This is a genomic window from Halalkalibacter sp. HAAS-P014, assembly GCF_056619965.1.
Window position 1 is genome coordinate 65574 of the sequence record NZ_JBWQTV010000018.1, and the last position, 16552, is coordinate 82125.

Genomic DNA, 16552 nt, shown 5'->3' on the forward strand with positions numbered 1-16552 from the left:
ACATAGCGAAATTATAACAAGTTACAAGGTAAAAATCAACTCTCCATTTTCAACCAATGTACTTTGTTTCTTATCTTTTCACCTTACGTTTCATTTCTTCTTCCATCGCTTCAAAGAAGTCAACATTTGTCTTTGTTTCTTTTACGCGCTTAATGAAGTGGTCGACGAATTCAGGTGTGTCGCTCATTGTTTTACGGATTGCCCACAGTTTCTCTAACTGATTTTTCGGCATAAGAAGTTCTTCCTTACGTGTACCTGAGCGGCGAATGTCAATCGAAGGAAAGATGCGACGTTCTGACAATTTACGGTCAAGATGTAGTTCCATGTTTCCTGTTCCTTTAAATTCTTCATAGATCACATCATCCATACGAGAGCCTGTCTCAACAAGTGCGGTTGCTAGGATCGTTAAGCTTCCACCCTCTTCAATGTTACGAGCTGCTCCAAAGAAACGCTTCGGACGGTGGAATGCAGCTGGGTCAATCCCTCCGGACAATGTTCTGCCACTTGGTGGAATAACAAGGTTATAAGCTCTTGCTAAACGGGTAATACTATCCATCAAAATCACAACGTCTTTTTTATGTTCTACAAGGCGCATCGCACGCTCAAGAACAAGTTCTGCGACTTTAATATGATTTTCTGGGACTTCATCGAATGTCGAGCTAACGACTTCTGCTTTGACAGAACGTTCGATATCGGTTACCTCTTCTGGACGCTCGTCTATTAAAAGAACAATAAGATCAACATCAGGGTGATTTTCGGCGATGCTATTAGCAACTTCCTTCATTAAGGATGTTTTACCAGCCTTTGGAGGGGCAACAATTAAGCCACGTTGACCAAACCCTACAGGGGAAATCATATCGATGATTCGAGAAGAGACACGACCGGGTGCCGTTTCAAGTTCAATCTTTTGTTCTGGATAAAGTGGCGTTAAAGCAGGGAAGTACGGGCGATCTCTTGATGTTTCAGGAGCGTCACCATTGACGGCTTCCACATGTAACAAACCGTGATAACGTTCATTTTCTTTCGGAGGCCTTACTTTACCTGATACTTTATCACCGTTTCTCAGGTCAAAACGTCGGATTTGCGAAGCTGAGATGTAAATATCTTCGGAGCTTGGCATGTAATTGATTGGTCGCAGGAAACCAAATCCTTCTGACTGAATGATTTCAAGGACACCTTCCATGAACATCAAACCGTCTTTTTCTGCTTGCGCTTTCAGAATCGCAAACACTAATTCTTTTTTTGTTAATTTACTGTAATACGAAACTTTATACTCTTTAGCAAGTTCGTAAAGCTCTTTAAGTTTCATATTGTCTAGATCGGATATGTGAACACCCATTCTAACACCACACTTCTTCTATAGTTTGTTAAATTCCGTTACGCCAGTACTATGTATCTAGTGTAAGGAGGAAATGTTTTTACTAAAATGAAATAATAAGGAAACAGCAGAAATAGTTCATAATTATCCTCTTGTACTTTAAACTTTAGAGATAACTGTCATAAAGTGTAAAGGAGGTTCGAGGGTAGTTGGAGATTGAAGCGATGAAAGGACTATCTAATAATCGAACATATATACTTATTTTAACCATAAACCAAGAAAATATTCAACAACTATTTCTTAATAATTTTGTAATGAGCACTTTTTCTATAAAAATGGATAGTAAGGGGAAACTTGAATTAGCACTTGCCCTCAAGCTTCCCCTTCTATGATTAGCGGATAACTAAATCCGGTTTCTTTTGCATACTATGTTTTCCGTCAACAAAACGAACTGTTCCAGATTTCGCTCGCATAACTAGAGATTGAGTTGTTGCTGCAGAACCGTGGTAACGAACGCCTTTTAATAGCTCTCCGTCTGTAACGCCTGTTGCAGCGAAAATACAATCGTCCCCTGAAACTAGGTCGTCCATTTTTAAGACTTTGTTTACGTCTTCGATCCCCATCTTTTTACAACGTTGCAACTCCTCATCATTTGATGGAAGTAGCTTTCCTTGAAGTTCTCCACCTAAGCATTTCAGGCCAACTGCTGCAATTACGCCTTCAGGTGCTCCACCTGATCCAAGCATAATATCTACACCAGTGTCTCCAAATGCTGTATTCAGTGCTGCTGCAACATCACCATCTGAAAGCAACTTTATTCTAGCGCCTGCTTCACGAACGTCTTGGATAATTTTTTCGTGACGTTCACGGTTTAGAATTGCTACCACAACATCTTCAATATCTTTGCCTTTTGCCTCAGCAACGGCTTTAAGGTTGTCAATAACAGGTGCATCAATGTCGACTTTGCCAACAGATTCTGGTCCAACTGCGATTTTATCCATGTACATATCAGGTGCATGTAAAAGGTTACCGTGGTCTGCAATTGCAAGAACAGCTAGTGCATTCCATTGACCTGATGCAACGATGTTTGTTCCTTCTAGTGGGTCAACAGCGACATCGACTCTTGATCCGTAACCATTTCCAAGTTTTTCACCGATGTAAAGCATTGGTGCTTCATCCATTTCACCTTCACCAATTACAACGGTACCTTTCATTGGGATCGTGTCGAAAACATCACGCATCGCTTCCGTTGCGGCACGGTCAGCTTCCTCTTTATTTCCACGCCCCATCCAACGTCCTGATGCAAGTGCTGCCGCCTCAGTAACGCGAACTAACTCCATTGATAAACTTCTCTCCATTTTTTCTCCCCCCAAAGGATTGATATTTTTAACTATTGACTTGGTCTAATTCTTCTTCGGTCATCTTTTCACGCCAAATTTTTGCTCCAAGGCCAATTAACTTCTCTTCTAGATTAGCATAACCACGATCAATGTGCTCAAGTCCAGATATTTCCGTAACCCCTTCAGCAAGCAAACCTGCTACGACTAATGCTGCACCAGCCCGTAAATCGCTCGCTTTTACTTTGGCACCTTGCAGCTTTGTTTTTCCGTTAATGATCGCTGAACGGCCTTCGACTTTCACATTAGCACCCATTCTTCGTAACTCATCGATATGTTTAAATCTAGCATTATAAATTGTATCCGTTACAATGCTTGTTCCCGCGGCTTGTGTTAATAAACTGGTAAAGGGTTGTTGAAGATCTGTCGGGAAACCAGGGTATACAAGGGTTTTGATATCTACTCCTTTTTTCTCGCCATTGTTATGTATTAACAACTTATCATCAGATTCTTCAATCGATACACCCATTTCACGTAGCTTGGCTATCAATGATTCGACGTGGTACGGAATGATGTTATCAATAATCACTTTTTGACCAACTGCCGCAGCTAAAATCATGTACGTCCCAGCCTCAATACGGTCTGGAATAATCGAGTGCCTGCATCCATCAAGTGCATCGACACCGTCTATACGAATGACATTTGTACCTGCACCTTTAATTTTCGCGCCCATGCTTGTTAATAATGTCGCTACGTCAATAATTTCTGGCTCTTTCGCTGCATTTTCAATGATCGTTTGCCCCTTTGCACGAACAGCCGCAAGCATAATATTAATTGTAGCACCGACACTAACAACATCAAGGTAAATTCTCGCACCACGAAGCTCATCAGCACGCAAATAGATCGCACCTTGTTCATTTGTTACCTTTGCTCCAAGTGCTTCAAAGCCTTTAATGTGCTGATCAATTGGACGTGGTCCAAGATTACAGCCACCTGGAAGGCCAATAACAGCTTTTTTAAACTTCCCGAGCATTGCACCCATTAAGTAATAAGAAGCACGCAACTTCTTTACCCGTCCATTTGGAAGTGGCATTGCTATCATTGATTCAGGATTAATTGTAATCTCATGCTCAGACAGCTCCACTTTCCCTCCAATTTCCTCTAGCAACTCAGCCAGTAAATGAACGTCTGATATCTTTGGTAGATTATCAATCGTCACCTTGGAATCTGCTAGGATTGCTGCAGGGATCAATGCAACTGCACTATTTTTTGCTCCACTAATTTGTACTGTACCTTCTAGCGGATAACCGCCTTCAACCATTAATTTATCCATAACCGCATCCCTTCCATTGGTGCATTTTGCAAAAAAGACACAATTTTGCTCTCTATTCTCCATTATAACCAGATCATTGAATTTGTAACGAGTTTTTTCTTTTGTCTGATTGTAACGGAACTTTAAACAAAATTCCACTTATGAATGTATTCACAGTACAAAAAAATGGCTTTTTCTGATGTGAAATCCATTGCGTATATTGACAAAAAAGTGTCTCACACTCAAATTTTAGACCCCCGAGTGAGTGCATGATCGCCTCATAGTGGGGGTCAATTTTTCACGAGGAATGATGGATAAAGCTTAACGGTTGTTCCAATCCGCAAGAAACTTCTCAATCCCTTGGTCTGTTAAAGGATGCTTTGTTAATTGTTGAATAACGTTAAAAGGAATTGTAGCAATATGAGATCCTCTTCTAGCTGCCTCTGCTACATGCATTGGGTGGCGAATTGATGCCGAGATGATTTCTGTTTTAATGTCATGAACTTCAAAGATTTCAACCACTTCAGTAATGAGGTCTAAACCATTTTGACCAATATCATCAAGTCTTCCTAAGAAAGGAGAAACATACGTTGCTCCAGCACGCGCTGCAAGTAAGGCTTGTACACCAGAGAAAACCAATGTCACATTCGTTGTAATGCCAAGTTCTGAAAAAGCGTGAACTGCTTTTAACCCTTCTGTTGTCATTGGCACTTTCACGGTAATATTCGGCGCAATAGCAGCTAGCTCTTTTCCTTCTTTAATCATTCCTTCTGCATCTAGTGCAATCACTTCTGCACTTACAGATTCTTCTGTTACGATCGAAGTAATTTCGCGAAGGCGATCGTGAAAATCAACACCTTCTTTGGCCACAAGTGAAGGGTTTGTTGTTACCCCAGCCAAAACCCCTAGTGCTTTTGCTTCTTTAATCTCTTCTACATTTGCTGTATCAATAAAAAATTTCATTCTACTTCCTCCCAGTTCATCTATCTAGGTCAATAAGCCCGATAATATTTTTATTTTTAGAAAAATTTTTGTTTAAGAAATGCCATTAAAAGCAGCTCATTTGAACTGCTTTTAATGGGACTTTTAATTATGCTTTGTTGGAAGAACCAAATTCGCGCATTTTGCCTTTAACTGTTTCTTTAATAGCATCGCGAGCTGGACCTAAGTATTTACGAGGATCGTATAGTTCTGGCTTAGCTGCAAGCGTTTCACGAACTGCTTTTGCAGAAGAAATTTGGCTTTCTGTATTTACATTGATTTTCGCATGGCCGTATTCAATCGCTTTTTGAATATCAGCTGTCGGGATACCCGTACCACCATGTAGGACAAGTGGAATTCCAACCAATTCATCGATTTCTTTCATACGGTCAAAACCAAGGTTTGGTTCACCTTTATAAGGACCATGCACAGATCCTAGAGCTGGCGCGAAACAATCTACACCTGTAGCTTCTACGAGTTCTTTACACTCAGATGGAATTGCATAAGCTGCTTCTGCATCACTAACAATCAAATCATCTTCTTGCCCACCGATACGGCCAAGTTCTGCTTCCACTGAAACACCTAATGCGTGAGCAACTTTAACAACTTGCTTGGTGATCGCAATATTTTCTTCTAACGGATGGTGTGACCCATCAATCATAACAGATGTGAAGCCTGCATGAATTGCTTCCACACACTTTTCAAAGCTTGAACCATGATCAAGATGAATCGCTACTGGAACCGTTACATTGTACTCTTCCATAAGCGCTTCCACTATTTTCACAACCGTTTTAAAACCACCCATATAACGCGCAGCACCTTCAGAAACACCACAAATAACTGGTGATTTCTCCTCTTCAGCTGCTTGTAAAATCGCTTGAGTAAACTCAAGGTTATTTAAATTGAATTGACCAACTGCATAACTTTCGGCTTTTGCTTTTTCAAGCATTTCCTTCATAGATACTAAAGGCATTTTACATCCTCCTTCATATTAGAGCGAATCTCACAAATAATTTACCATGTTACAGCTACCTTACCTATTTAACAAGTTACCCGAAACGTTCAGCTACTATCCAACATTATGTATAAAGTCTCTTGCTAAATAAATCACACAATAAATACCATGTCTAACGACTTCATTATAGCATAATTAGGTAAATATATACGCGCTTCTATGTCGTTTCTTTGAATTTTACCCTGCATGTTTGGATCTTTTCACACTATTACGATACCGCCAAACTGTTCTTAATCACTTCACGAATATCATCAATATCAAACGGCTTTGCAAAGTGGGTTATAGCCCCTAAGCTCATCGCTTCATTGATCAAATTTAATTCGCCATAAGCTGTCATCATAATCACTTCAACTTGAGGGTGGCTTTCTTTAATTCGTTTTAAAATTTCGAGTCCATCCATTCCTGGAATCTTCATATCCAGCAACACCAAATCCGGCACTTCCTCTTCTACTATTTTTAGTGCTTGGACCCCATTTGCTGCCTCATGCATTTTATAGCCATCCTTTTGAAGAATTTCACAAAGCAACACCCGAATTCCGTACTGGTCATCTACTACTAATATCTTTTTCATCCAGACTCTCTCCTTCTAACGTTTTTATTTATGTTCATCTCATGAGTTCAACAAATAATATACAGCTGGACATATGATTTCACAACTAGTGTAATTCTCTATGTCTTATTTGAATCCTGCAATAATTTTCAATAATCGTCGGACAGTGTCCGACATCACCTGTCTAAGGCTGTCGATTTGGAAACCGTCGAAGTTTATGATGTCCATTGTTTATTGTATAATGCTTTTACTACCGTTGTATGAGGAGGATATCAGGTTTGCAAAAAATTTTCACAACTCAATTAATAGGGCTATTAAATAACACGCTTGATGAGTTTCAATTAGAAGACGCGGCACGCCTTTTGAGCCAAGCTTTGGTTGGGGATGGCAACCTTTATATTTACGGCGTGGGAGAAATGGCTGCTGTTAGCGCAGAGGCCTTGCATGGAAAAGAAAGACTTCAAGGGGTTAAACCATTGATGGTTGATGGACAAATAGCTGAGCTAGACCCGGCTGATCGTGTTCTCTTGCTTTCACGTACTTCTTTTGATGAGGACATGGTACGTGTTTTTAAGCAAGTGCGTTTGAAAGGAATTCCTGTTGTCTGCGTGACCGCTGTCTCAGGGAATGACGCAAATGCTGTTAACGAGGATCCAGAGAGAGAACTTGGGGCTGAATGGACAGATGAGGCTGACATACACCTTGACCTAGGAATCAACAATAGCCTAGTACCTACTGATACAGGCGAAAGAATTGGCTATCCCGCGTCACTTATTGCGCTCTATGCCTACTTTTGCTTATATTTGCTCATTGCAGAAATATTGGAGGAATACGGGGTCTGACCCCTACCCCCAGGGGGTAGGGGTCAGACCCCGTAATAATTATTTTTTCAACGATGCTCCGACGAATTCTCTAAAGAGTGGTTGTGGGCGTGTTGGTCTTGAACTGAACTCTGGGTGGAACTGTGATGCGATAAAGAATGGGTGTTCCTCTAACTCAATGATCTCAACAAGTCTTCCATCTGGGCTTGTCCCAGAGAATTTGAAGCCTGCGCTTTCCATTTGTTCACGGTACTCATTGTTGAACTCATAACGGTGGCGATGGCGCTCATAAACGATCTCATCCGTATACGTAGCACGAGCCATTGTTCCGTCCACTAATTTACAAGGGAATAACCCAAGGCGAAGTGTACCTCCCATGTCTTCCACATCTTTTTGTTCTGGCAATAAGTCAATGATTGGATGTGGCGTCTCTGGATTCAACTCAGCTGAATGCGCTCCTTCTAGGCCAAGAACGTTACGAGCGTACTCAATTGAAGCAAGCTGCATCCCTAAACAAATTCCTAAGAACGGTACATTGTTTTCACGAGCGTAGCGAATCGCTGAAATTTTTCCTTCCACTCCACGATCGCCAAATCCACCGGGAACTAAAATTCCGTCTGCAGAACCGACAAGCTCAGCAACATTTGCATCTGTTACTTCCTCTGCATCAACCCACTTAATGTCAATGTCAGCATCATAGGCATAACCAGCATGGCGAAGTGATTCGGCTACTGAAAGATAGGCATCTTGAAGTGCCACATACTTCCCAACAAGGGCAATCGTCACTTTTTCAGATAAATTTTGAACTTTGTCAACAAGAGCTGTCCATTCAGTCATATCAGCATCATTACAAATAAGCTTCAAATGATTACACACAATTGTATCTAAATTCTGCGCTTGCAAATCAAGTGGTACTTGGTAAAGAGTTTCGGCATCACGGCATTCGATCACGGCATCTTTATTAATGTCACAGAATAGCGCAATTTTTTCCTTCATCTCTTGAGGAACTGGCTTTTCTGTCCGAACAACAATAACATTCGGCTGAATCCCTAAACTACGCAGTTCTTTTACGCTGTGTTGCGTCGGTTTTGATTTCATTTCACCAGCTGCAGCCAGGTAAGGAATCAGCGTACAGTGAATGTACATCACATTTTCATGGCCTGCATCACTTTTAATTTGGCGAATTGCCTCTAGAAACGGTAAGCTCTCGATATCCCCAACCGTACCACCAATTTCAGTGATTACAACATCAGCACTCGTTTCGCGACCAGCACGGAATACACGCTCTTTGATTTCATTTGTGACATGAGGAATAACTTGAACAGTCCCACCTAAATAGTCACCACGGCGCTCTTTCTTTAAAACCGTTGAATACACGCGACCTGTTGTCACGTTGCTGTTCTGACTAAGATTAATGTCAATAAAACGCTCATAGTGTCCTAAGTCTAAATCTGTTTCCGCTCCATCTTCTGTTACGAACACTTCCCCATGTTGGTACGGACTCATCGTTCCAGGGTCCACGTTAATGTATGGATCAAATTTTTGGATCGTTACTTTCAATCCACGATTTTTCAACAAACGTCCAAGTGAAGCTGCTGTAATTCCTTTTCCAAGTGATGACACAACGCCACCTGTTACAAAAATATACTTAGTTGTCGCCATTTTTTCGTCTCCCTTGCATGTATAAGTATACTCCTTAAATGGAGCGTATTAGAGGTATTTGCAATGTGTTTTTCACATTGCCGGAAAGATTACCCAAAAAGGATAAGCCACCTTTTTGAGTAACCTACCTATAGGGTATGCTATATAAAATAAAAAAAACAAAAGTGACAGCTCTCCCTAGAAAGGGGGCGCACTTTTGTTTTTATTTATAAATCATAACGAATTGATTTCTAAAGCCCTAAATGATTCTACCTATATTACCAGCAGAAGTCAAGAGAATTTGTTTTAATGAAATTAACGTAAATCCTCTTCATCCTCAGTATCTAAATCCGCATCTTCACCATCATCAATGTCGATATTTTCATTGTCGTCAAAGCCTTCGTCGTCTTCCTCGTCGTCATCGACATCTTCATCGTTTGAGATTTCATCAAGTTCATCTTCTAAATCTTCATATTCATCTTCATAATCTTCAAAATCATCATCAAGTGTATCCACATCATCAAGATCTGCTTTTGCTTTTGCCTTCGCTTTTTTACGTGGCTTAACAGGTGTTGTAATCTCTTCTTCAGCTTGTTCAAGAGGATACCAGCTCTTTAGACCCCAACGGTTATCTCCTAAAGAGTGGAAACGCCCATCAATGTTCATGTCAGTATAAAGGTTGGCAATTCGTGAATCCACTTCTTCTTGTGACATTTCCTTTATTTCTGCCACCTTTTGTACAAGATCATAATAATCATAAGGTTGACGCTCATCTTTCATAATTTCAAACGCCACTTCCACCATTGACGTCTCTTGTAATTCCTCTTTACTCATCTCTTGCAGCTTCATCAAAAAGGCACGTCCTTTCCGTCAATCTTCTATCTATTCATCCAATGAGTATTGGCACTTAAAAACATACTTTTCATTATAAACACATTTCATACGTTTATGCTAGTTTATGGTAGAATAAAGTCTGCTTTGTCCAAAACTAGACAAAATTCACTCAAATTACTACAGCAACTTATGAATAAAAAGATCCGTTTGCCCTAGCTCAATTACCTTTTCATTTACACGTATAAGAGGGTGGATAGGGTCATGTGGATAAACAAAAATAATCTCTGCTATAACCCCATTGTTTAGTTCTACCCGGTTACCAATCGCAAGCTCCATAAACTTCTGAATAAAAATAGCAACATAGCTCGGCTCTAGCTTCCCAAAGGCGTCTTGACGCATTTGCTTTAGAACCGTATAAAGTGGCAATCCATTTCGATAAACCCGATCTGACGTCATCGCATGAAAGATATCAGCGATTGCAATCACCTTTGAAAACGGATGAATGTCACTAGCTGTCTTTTGAAAAGGGTAGCCCGTTCCATCCTCTCGCTCATGATGTTCTAACGCCATCAAGCAAATTTCATCAGTATATGTAGAATACTCCTTTAAGATTTGATACCCATAGATCGCGTGTTTTTGAATCGTAGTGTACTCATCATTTGTTAACAGGCCCGGCTTTGTTAATAAATCATCCCTGATCTTTAACTTGCCGATATCATGCAAAAGTCCCCCCAACGTAATCGTTTGTATATCTTTATCAGAAAAATTTAACCACCTAGCAAGCATCGATGCAATAATAGCAACACCGATATTGTGACGATATGTATAATCATCTTTCCCCAACATTCCTTCAAGTAAAACGGAAAGCTGTTCTTCATACGCTAATCTCTCCACAGTTGGCAATACAGAAGATTCTATTTTGTATATGGCACTTTTGTCAGTTTTAATACTCCGAAAAATATCTTTAATCTCGTTTGCAGCTCCCGTTATCAGAGATCGAGGGTTATCTTTTTTTGAAGAGCGTTCAATTGCACTTTCCAATTGTTCAACACTGATATTCAAACGCTTCAAAACTGACTCAGAAAGCCTTGTACCTTTGCTTAAAAGAAGCAACCCTTCGTTATTCATTAAATCAAATACTAGTTCCTCTCCTATATAACGTTGATACAGTTCTCTCACCATCATCCCTTACCCCACCTATCGACACACTACCTTTTTCCTGCATTATACAATATGGAGTAATATTTTTACAGATTTACCTATAAAAAGACAGACTGCCCCTGCTTTTGGTACAGGGTCAGTCCACTCTACTACATATTTCTACGATACTCACCCCCAACTTCATATAATGCATTCGTAATCTGACCTAAGCTCGCAACTTTTACCGTTTCCATCAGTTCTGTAAAAATATTTTCTCCCTGTATCGCTTTTTCTTGAAGGCTTTTTAAGGCACAGGTCCCCTTTTGTTGATGTCTTTTTTGAAACGCCCGTACGTTTTCAATTTGTTGCTCTTTTTCTTGCTTTGTTGCTCGCGCCAGCTCCATCTCGAATGTTTCCTCTTCTTTTTTGCTTGGATTAAGATACGTATTGACCCCAATGATCGGAAGCTCACCTGTATGCTTTTTCATTTCATAGTGCATCGACTCTTCTTGAATTTTGCTGCGCTGATACTGGGTTTCCATCGCTCCAAGCACACCACCTCGATCACTGAGTTGTTCCAGTTCAAAAAGCACTGCCTCTTCAACTAGATTCGTCAATTCCTCAATGATAAATGAGCCTTGTAGCGCATTTTCATTTTTAGCAAGCCCTAGCTCTTTCGTTATGATCATTTGAATTGCCATAGCCCTTCTGACTGATTGTTCTGTCGGTGTCGTGATTGCCTCATCATAAGCATTCGTATGAAGGGAATTACAGTTATCGTAGATCGCCATTAACGCTTGAAGTGTCGTACGAATGTCATTAAAATCAATTTCTTGCGCATGCAAAGAGCGCCCCGACGTTTGAATATGGTATTTTAATTTTTGACTTCGCTCATTTGCCTTGTATTTGTGCTTCATCACCGTTGCCCAGATCCTCCTTGCCACCCGGCCGATCACTGTATATTCTGGATCGAGGCCATTGCTGAAGAAAAATGAAAGGTTCGGAGCGAACGCATCAATGTCCATCCCCCGACTCAAATAATATTCAACATACGTAAAGCCATTAGCGAGGGTAAACGCAAGCTGCGAGATTGGGTTCGCTCCTGCTTCAGCGATATGATAGCCGGAGATCGAAACCGAATAATAGTTTCGTACGTTATGATCGATAAAAAACTGCTGAATATCACCCATCATCCTGAGCGCAAATTCGGTTGAAAAGATGCACGTATTTTGACCTTGGTCCTCTTTTAAAATATCAGCCTGCACCGTACCACGTACTTGCTCAAGCGTTCTTTTCTTGATCGCTTCTCTTTCTTCTGCTGTTGGCTCTTTCCCATGCTCATTCACGAAAAATTCCAGCTGCTGAGCAATCGCTGTATTTAAGTACATCGCAAGCAAAATCGGAGCCGGCCCGTTTATCGTCATTGAAACCGATGTAAGAGGTGCACATAAATCAAAACCAGCAAACAGCTTTTTCATATCTTCTAATGTACAAATGCTAACGCCACTTTCGCCAACTTTCCCGTAAATGTCAGGGCGATCATCGGGATCCTCCCCGTATAACGTCACCGAGTCAAAGGCCGTACTTAAGCGCTTCGCCTTATCATCTTTTGATAAGTAATGAAAGCGCCGATTCGTACGCTCCGGCGTTCCTTCTCCTGCAAACTGGCGCTTTGGGTCCTCGCCTTTACGCTTGAACGGAAACACACCTGCTGTAAATGGGAACTGTCCGGGAACATTCTCTTCCATTGACCAGCGCAAAATATCTCCCCAATCGGTATAGCGTGGCAGTGCAATTTTCGGGATTTTTAACCCAGACAAGCTTTCTGTCGTAAGCTCCGTGACTATTTCTTTTCCACGTACTTTTGTTGTGAGCGTATCTTGTTTGTAGGCTTCTTTAAGATTGTTCCAGTTAGCTAGAATCGATTTAGAAGCCGGAAGCAGCCTTTGTTCATACTCCTCTTTCAGTTCCTTAAGTTCTTCGACATCTCCGTTATGTTCAATTACCGTCTCAAGCGCACCGTTCAGTTGAAAAAGTTTGCTTGCAACATTTGCTTGCTCCTTGGTCGTTCGTTTATACTGGCGTATTGTTTGGACGATCTCACGCAAATACTCGGTTTGGTCCGGTGGAATGATTTCATTTTGCTTTGTTACCACAGCACTTGTTTCAATCGCTGTATTCCAATTTTTATTGAATTTTTTTGCAATCAGATTCACAAGCGCTTTAAATAATGTGTTGGTGCCAAGATCATTAAATTGACTCGCAATCGTGCCGTAAACTGGCATGCCCTCAAGTGGATCTTCAAATAAGTTGTGGCTGCGCTGGTACTGCTTTCTAACATGTCTCAGTGCATCCGCTGATCCTTTCCGGTCAAATTTATTGATGGCAATCATATCAGCAAAATCAATCATATCGATTTTTTCAAGTTGCGTAGGTGCCCCGTATTCACTCGTCATTACATACAGTGATAAATCGGAAACCTCAGCAATTTCAGCATCCCCTTGCCCAATCCCACTCGTCTCGACAATGATCAAATCATAACCAGCAGCTCCCACAACACAAAGCGCGTCCTCTAAACTTTCTGACACTTCTGTTTTAGACGTTCGTGTGGCAAGACTTCGCATAAAAACACGTCGATCATTGATGGCATTCATCCTGATCCTGTCACCAAGCAAGGCTCCCCCTGTTTTTCGTTTGGTCGGATCGACTGAAAGAATGGCAATTGATAACGAGTTGAATTCAAAAAGAAACCGTCGCACAAGCTCATCGGTTAACGAGCTTTTTCCTGCTCCTCCTGTTCCAGTAATCCCGATTATAGGAGGGGCTTCCGGTCTCTCTTTAAGCTGTTTTAACGTCTCAGTTAGCGCTTGATCCTGTGTCTTTGCTTGATTTTCAGCTAGCGTAATGCAGCGTGCGACATGGAGTGGATGTTGTTTCGATAATCGAGCAAACTCCTCTTCTACTTGCCAAGCGATTTTGTCATCACATAGCTCAAGCATTTTATTAATCATCCCTTGAAGTCCTAGCTTCCGGCCATCTTCAGGTGAGAATATCCAGGTAATGCCGTACTTGTGAAGTTCTTCGATTTCAGGTGGGGTAATTACGCCCCCACCTCCTCCGAAAATTTTTATATGACCTGCGCCTTTTTCTTGTAACAAGTCATAACAATATTTGAAAAACTCAACGTGCCCTCCTTGATAAGAAGAAATCGCAATTCCATGGACATCCTCCTGAATGGAAGCGTTTACAATTTCTTCAACAGAGCGATTGTGACCAAGATGGATAACCTCAGCCCCACTCGCCTGCAAAATCCGTCTCATAATGTTAATTGATGCATCATGACCATCAAATAAACTAGAAGCAGTCACAAAACGAACATGCTGTTTTGGACGGTATATTTCAGCCATGTTTCCTCCTCCTTACTTAAGGACGCTCAATCCCTTGAAGCAACTGCCGAATCTGTAAATTTGTGTATTCTTCCAAACTGTAAAGCTTTTGAATTTCCCATCTACGAAACGCCCACATATGTCCTTGAACAAGAATGTTATTTGCTATTAATTTTACATGTTTGTCTTGCACTCCGATCACGCCCTCTTTCACACAATCGAAAATGACGCGCTCAATCATCTCTGTCATCTCTGCTTCTTTTTTCAACACATATGAAAGCGCCTCTTTCGGCAACGATTTCACCTCTTGGTACATGACAAGTACTTCATCTTGCATATCGTCGATCACTTGATAGTAAGCGGAGATCGTATTTTTCAACTTTATAATTCCGGCACTCTCCATATCAAGATGCAACGCAAGTCGATCTCGTACTTCCTCATAAATCGCATCACAAACTAGGTACAGCACATCTTCTTTCGACCTAATATATTCATAAAGCGTACCAATACTAAAGCCAGATTCCTTGGCAATTTCTCTCGTAGTCGTACGGTGAAATCCCTTTTGAATAAATAAACGCACAGCACCTTTGACCATTTGCTCACGGCGCTTTTTAATTAACTCCGGGTCTTTGACCAATGATGGAACTGATTTTTTCACTTCTGTCAACCTACTTCCTCTTCTTTTGCTATTAGCATACTAGACTTTAGTAGATTGTACCACACTGAAGTTTGATTATTTTGAAATCAAGGTGCATTTTTTGAGGATAGTGGAAAAACTGCGGTTTGGTGGCGGCTGGTTTCTCCTAGATTCCGGCGACTTCTTCTCCGATTTCGGCCGCTTCCCCCTAATTTCCGGCGACTTCTTCTTCGATTTCGGCCACTTCCTCTCTGATTCCGGCCGGCTCCCTCTTTTCCGGCCAGTTTCCCTCCGATTCCGGCCGCTTCCCCCTAATTTCCGGCGACTTCTTCTCCGATTTCGGCCACTTTCTCTCTGATTCCGGCCAGCTCTCCTCCGGTTCCGGCGACCTCCTCTCCGATTCCTCCCACTAAACCAAACCTCGCGCGCGTTCTAATCAGTCAGTAACATTTTTGAAATAACGACGCGCTGGATTTCGTTCGTGCCTTCATAGATTTGCGTGATTTTCGCATCGCGCATGAAGCGTTCGACGGAGTATTCTTTTGTGTAGCCGTAGCCTCCGAATACTTGCACGGCATCGATGGTGACTTCCATCGCTGTATCTCCGGCAAATAGTTTTGACATCGCTGATTCCATTCCATATGAGAGGCCTTCGCTTTCTTTCCAGGCAGCTTGATACGTTAGGAGACGACTTGCTTCAATTTTAGTTGCCATATCGGCAAGTTTAAAAGCGATTCCTTGCTTGCTTGCAATTGGTTTGCCGAATTGTTTACGTTCTTTAGCATACTCGATTGCTGCATCAAGTGCGCCTTGAGCAATGCCGACTGCTTGGGCTGCGATTCCATTTCGGCCACCATCTAGCGTCTTCATCGCAATTTTAAAACCATCGCCTTCTTCTCCAAGTCGGTTCGCCACCGGTATTCGGCAATTTTCGAAAACAATCTCTGTTGTTGGCGAGGAGCGAATCCCTAATTTGCTTTCTTTTTTTCCTACTTTAAAACCTGGTGCATCACTGTCTACGATAAATGCTGTCACGCCTTTGTGGCGCAGACTTGCATCTGTTAGAGCAAAGACAATATAGATATCTGCGACGCCACCATTTGTAATGAAGATTTTTGATCCATTTAAGACATAATAATCTCCATCCCTGACAGCTGTTGTTTTCATCGCTGCTGCATCAGAGCCGGATCCTGGTTCTGTTAAGCCGTATGCCCCAATTTTCGTTCCTTCTGCTAAAGCACGCAAATATGTTTGTTTTTGCTCTTCGGTGCCAAATTGATAGATCGGCCAGCCAGCTAGCGAGGTGTGAGCAGATAACGTCACACCGGTCGAAGCACAAACACGTGATAATTCTTCAACTGCGATGCAATAGCTTAGGTAATCGGCACCGATCCCTCCGTATTTTTCTGGCCACGGGATACCGGTTAAGCCAAGCACGGCCATCTTGTCAAAAATTTCACGATCAAAACGTTCGTCCTCATCACGCACAGCTGCTGTTGGTTTCACTTCCTTTTCTGCAAAGTCACGCACCACTTTTCGAAGCATCTCTTGTTCTTCAGATAATAGAAAGTCCATCGTCA

General features: G+C 41.6%; 14 protein-coding genes. 2 read left to right on the forward strand and 12 right to left on the reverse strand.

Annotation, left to right across the window (positions count from 1 at the left end; all coding sequences use genetic code 11):
• Positions 1-70 precede the first annotated feature (70 nt).
• Positions 71-1339, reverse strand: coding sequence for a transcription termination factor Rho (gene rho, locus AC1FXZ_RS15765; RefSeq protein ID WP_480055347.1), 1269 nt, complete (start codon positions 1337-1339; stop codon positions 71-73).
• A gap of 188 nt (positions 1340-1527) precedes the next feature.
• On the opposite strand from rho, the gene AC1FXZ_RS15770 reads away from it, so the two are divergent.
• On the forward strand, positions 1528-1710 hold the full coding sequence (locus AC1FXZ_RS15770; RefSeq protein WP_480055349.1) for a hypothetical protein: 183 nt from the start codon (positions 1528-1530) through the stop codon (positions 1708-1710).
• On the opposite strand, the gene glpX is transcribed toward AC1FXZ_RS15770, so the two are convergent.
• The 5 genes from glpX to AC1FXZ_RS15795 all read right to left on the reverse strand — a co-directional run bounded on the left by glpX (position 1711) and on the right by AC1FXZ_RS15795 (position 6534).
• Entirely contained in the window at positions 1711-2676 is a 966-nt protein-coding gene (gene glpX / locus AC1FXZ_RS15775; protein WP_480055351.1) for a class II fructose-bisphosphatase, read from the reverse strand.
• A gap of 28 nt (positions 2677-2704) precedes the next feature.
• On the reverse strand, positions 2705-3988 hold the full coding sequence (locus AC1FXZ_RS15780; RefSeq protein WP_480055353.1) for a UDP-N-acetylglucosamine 1-carboxyvinyltransferase: 1284 nt from the start codon (positions 3986-3988) through the stop codon (positions 2705-2707).
• Between the two features lie 300 nt (positions 3989-4288).
• A complete protein-coding gene (gene fsa, locus AC1FXZ_RS15785) occupies positions 4289-4930 on the reverse strand; it encodes a fructose-6-phosphate aldolase (protein ID WP_480055355.1) in 642 nt (213 codons plus the stop codon).
• 127 nt (positions 4931-5057) lie between these two features.
• A complete protein-coding gene (locus AC1FXZ_RS15790) occupies positions 5058-5921 on the reverse strand; it encodes a class II fructose-bisphosphate aldolase (RefSeq protein ID WP_480055357.1) in 864 nt (287 codons plus the stop codon).
• Positions 5922-6171: 250 nt separating this feature from the next.
• On the reverse strand, positions 6172-6534 hold the full coding sequence (locus tag AC1FXZ_RS15795; protein WP_480055359.1) for a response regulator: 363 nt from the start codon (positions 6532-6534) through the stop codon (positions 6172-6174).
• 257 nt (positions 6535-6791) lie between these two features.
• On the opposite strand from AC1FXZ_RS15795, the gene AC1FXZ_RS15800 reads away from it, so the two are divergent.
• Positions 6792-7355, forward strand: a complete 564-nt coding sequence (locus tag AC1FXZ_RS15800) for a DUF2529 family protein (protein WP_480055361.1) — start codon at positions 6792-6794, stop codon at positions 7353-7355.
• A 39-nt stretch (positions 7356-7394) separates the two neighbouring features.
• On the opposite strand, the gene AC1FXZ_RS15805 is transcribed toward AC1FXZ_RS15800, so the two are convergent.
• The 6 genes from AC1FXZ_RS15805 to AC1FXZ_RS15830 all read right to left on the reverse strand — a co-directional run bounded on the left by AC1FXZ_RS15805 (position 7395) and on the right by AC1FXZ_RS15830 (position 16547).
• Positions 7395-8996: a CTP synthase gene (locus tag AC1FXZ_RS15805; RefSeq protein WP_480055363.1), complete on the reverse strand. Its 1602-nt coding sequence runs from the start codon at positions 8994-8996 to the stop codon at positions 7395-7397.
• A 294-nt stretch (positions 8997-9290) separates the two neighbouring features.
• Entirely contained in the window at positions 9291-9824 is a 534-nt protein-coding gene (gene rpoE, locus AC1FXZ_RS15810) for a DNA-directed RNA polymerase subunit delta (RefSeq protein ID WP_480055537.1), read from the reverse strand.
• 162 nt (positions 9825-9986) lie between these two features.
• Complete coding sequence (locus AC1FXZ_RS15815) at positions 9987-10994, reverse strand: HD-GYP domain-containing protein (RefSeq protein WP_480055365.1); 1008 nt, start codon at positions 10992-10994, stop codon at positions 9987-9989.
• Between the two features lie 125 nt (positions 10995-11119).
• Positions 11120-14356 carry a fused isobutyryl-CoA mutase/GTPase IcmF gene (gene icmF / locus AC1FXZ_RS15820; protein ID WP_480055367.1) on the reverse strand — a complete coding sequence of 1079 codons (3237 nt, stop codon included), beginning with the start codon at positions 14354-14356 and terminating at the stop codon, positions 11120-11122.
• Between the two features lie 16 nt (positions 14357-14372).
• Positions 14373-15002, reverse strand: a complete 630-nt coding sequence (locus tag AC1FXZ_RS15825) for a TetR/AcrR family transcriptional regulator (RefSeq protein ID WP_480055369.1) — start codon at positions 15000-15002, stop codon at positions 14373-14375.
• Positions 15003-15404: 402 nt separating this feature from the next.
• Positions 15405-16547 (reverse strand): acyl-CoA dehydrogenase, encoded by a 1143-nt coding sequence (locus AC1FXZ_RS15830; RefSeq protein ID WP_480055371.1) that lies wholly within the window; start codon positions 16545-16547, stop codon positions 15405-15407.
• Positions 16548-16552: the final 5 nt, after the last annotated feature.

Coding starts and splice junctions, on each gene's coding strand:
- glpX (WP_480055351.1), bottom strand. CDS start 2,676: ATGGAGAGAAGTTTATCAATGGAGTTAGTTCGCGTTACTGAGGCGGCA.
- icmF (WP_480055367.1), bottom strand. CDS start 14,356: ATGGCTGAAATATACCGTCCAAAACAGCATGTTCGTTTTGTGACTGCT.
- rpoE (WP_480055537.1), bottom strand. CDS start 9,824: ATGAAGCTGCAAGAGATGAGTAAAGAGGAATTACAAGAGACGTCAATG.
- AC1FXZ_RS15795 (WP_480055359.1), bottom strand. CDS start 6,534: ATGAAAAAGATATTAGTAGTAGATGACCAGTACGGAATTCGGGTGTTG.
- AC1FXZ_RS15780 (WP_480055353.1), bottom strand. CDS start 3,988: ATGGATAAATTAATGGTTGAAGGCGGTTATCCGCTAGAAGGTACAGTA.
- fsa (WP_480055355.1), bottom strand. CDS start 4,930: ATGAAATTTTTTATTGATACAGCAAATGTAGAAGAGATTAAAGAAGCA.
- AC1FXZ_RS15805 (WP_480055363.1), bottom strand. CDS start 8,996: ATGGCGACAACTAAGTATATTTTTGTAACAGGTGGCGTTGTGTCATCA.
- AC1FXZ_RS15830 (WP_480055371.1), bottom strand. CDS start 16,547: ATGGACTTTCTATTATCTGAAGAACAAGAGATGCTTCGAAAAGTGGTG.
- rho (WP_480055347.1), bottom strand. CDS start 1,339: ATGGGTGTTCACATATCCGATCTAGACAATATGAAACTTAAAGAGCTT.
- AC1FXZ_RS15790 (WP_480055357.1), bottom strand. CDS start 5,921: ATGCCTTTAGTATCTATGAAGGAAATGCTTGAAAAAGCAAAAGCCGAA.
- AC1FXZ_RS15815 (WP_480055365.1), bottom strand. CDS start 10,994: ATGATGGTGAGAGAACTGTATCAACGTTATATAGGAGAGGAACTAGTA.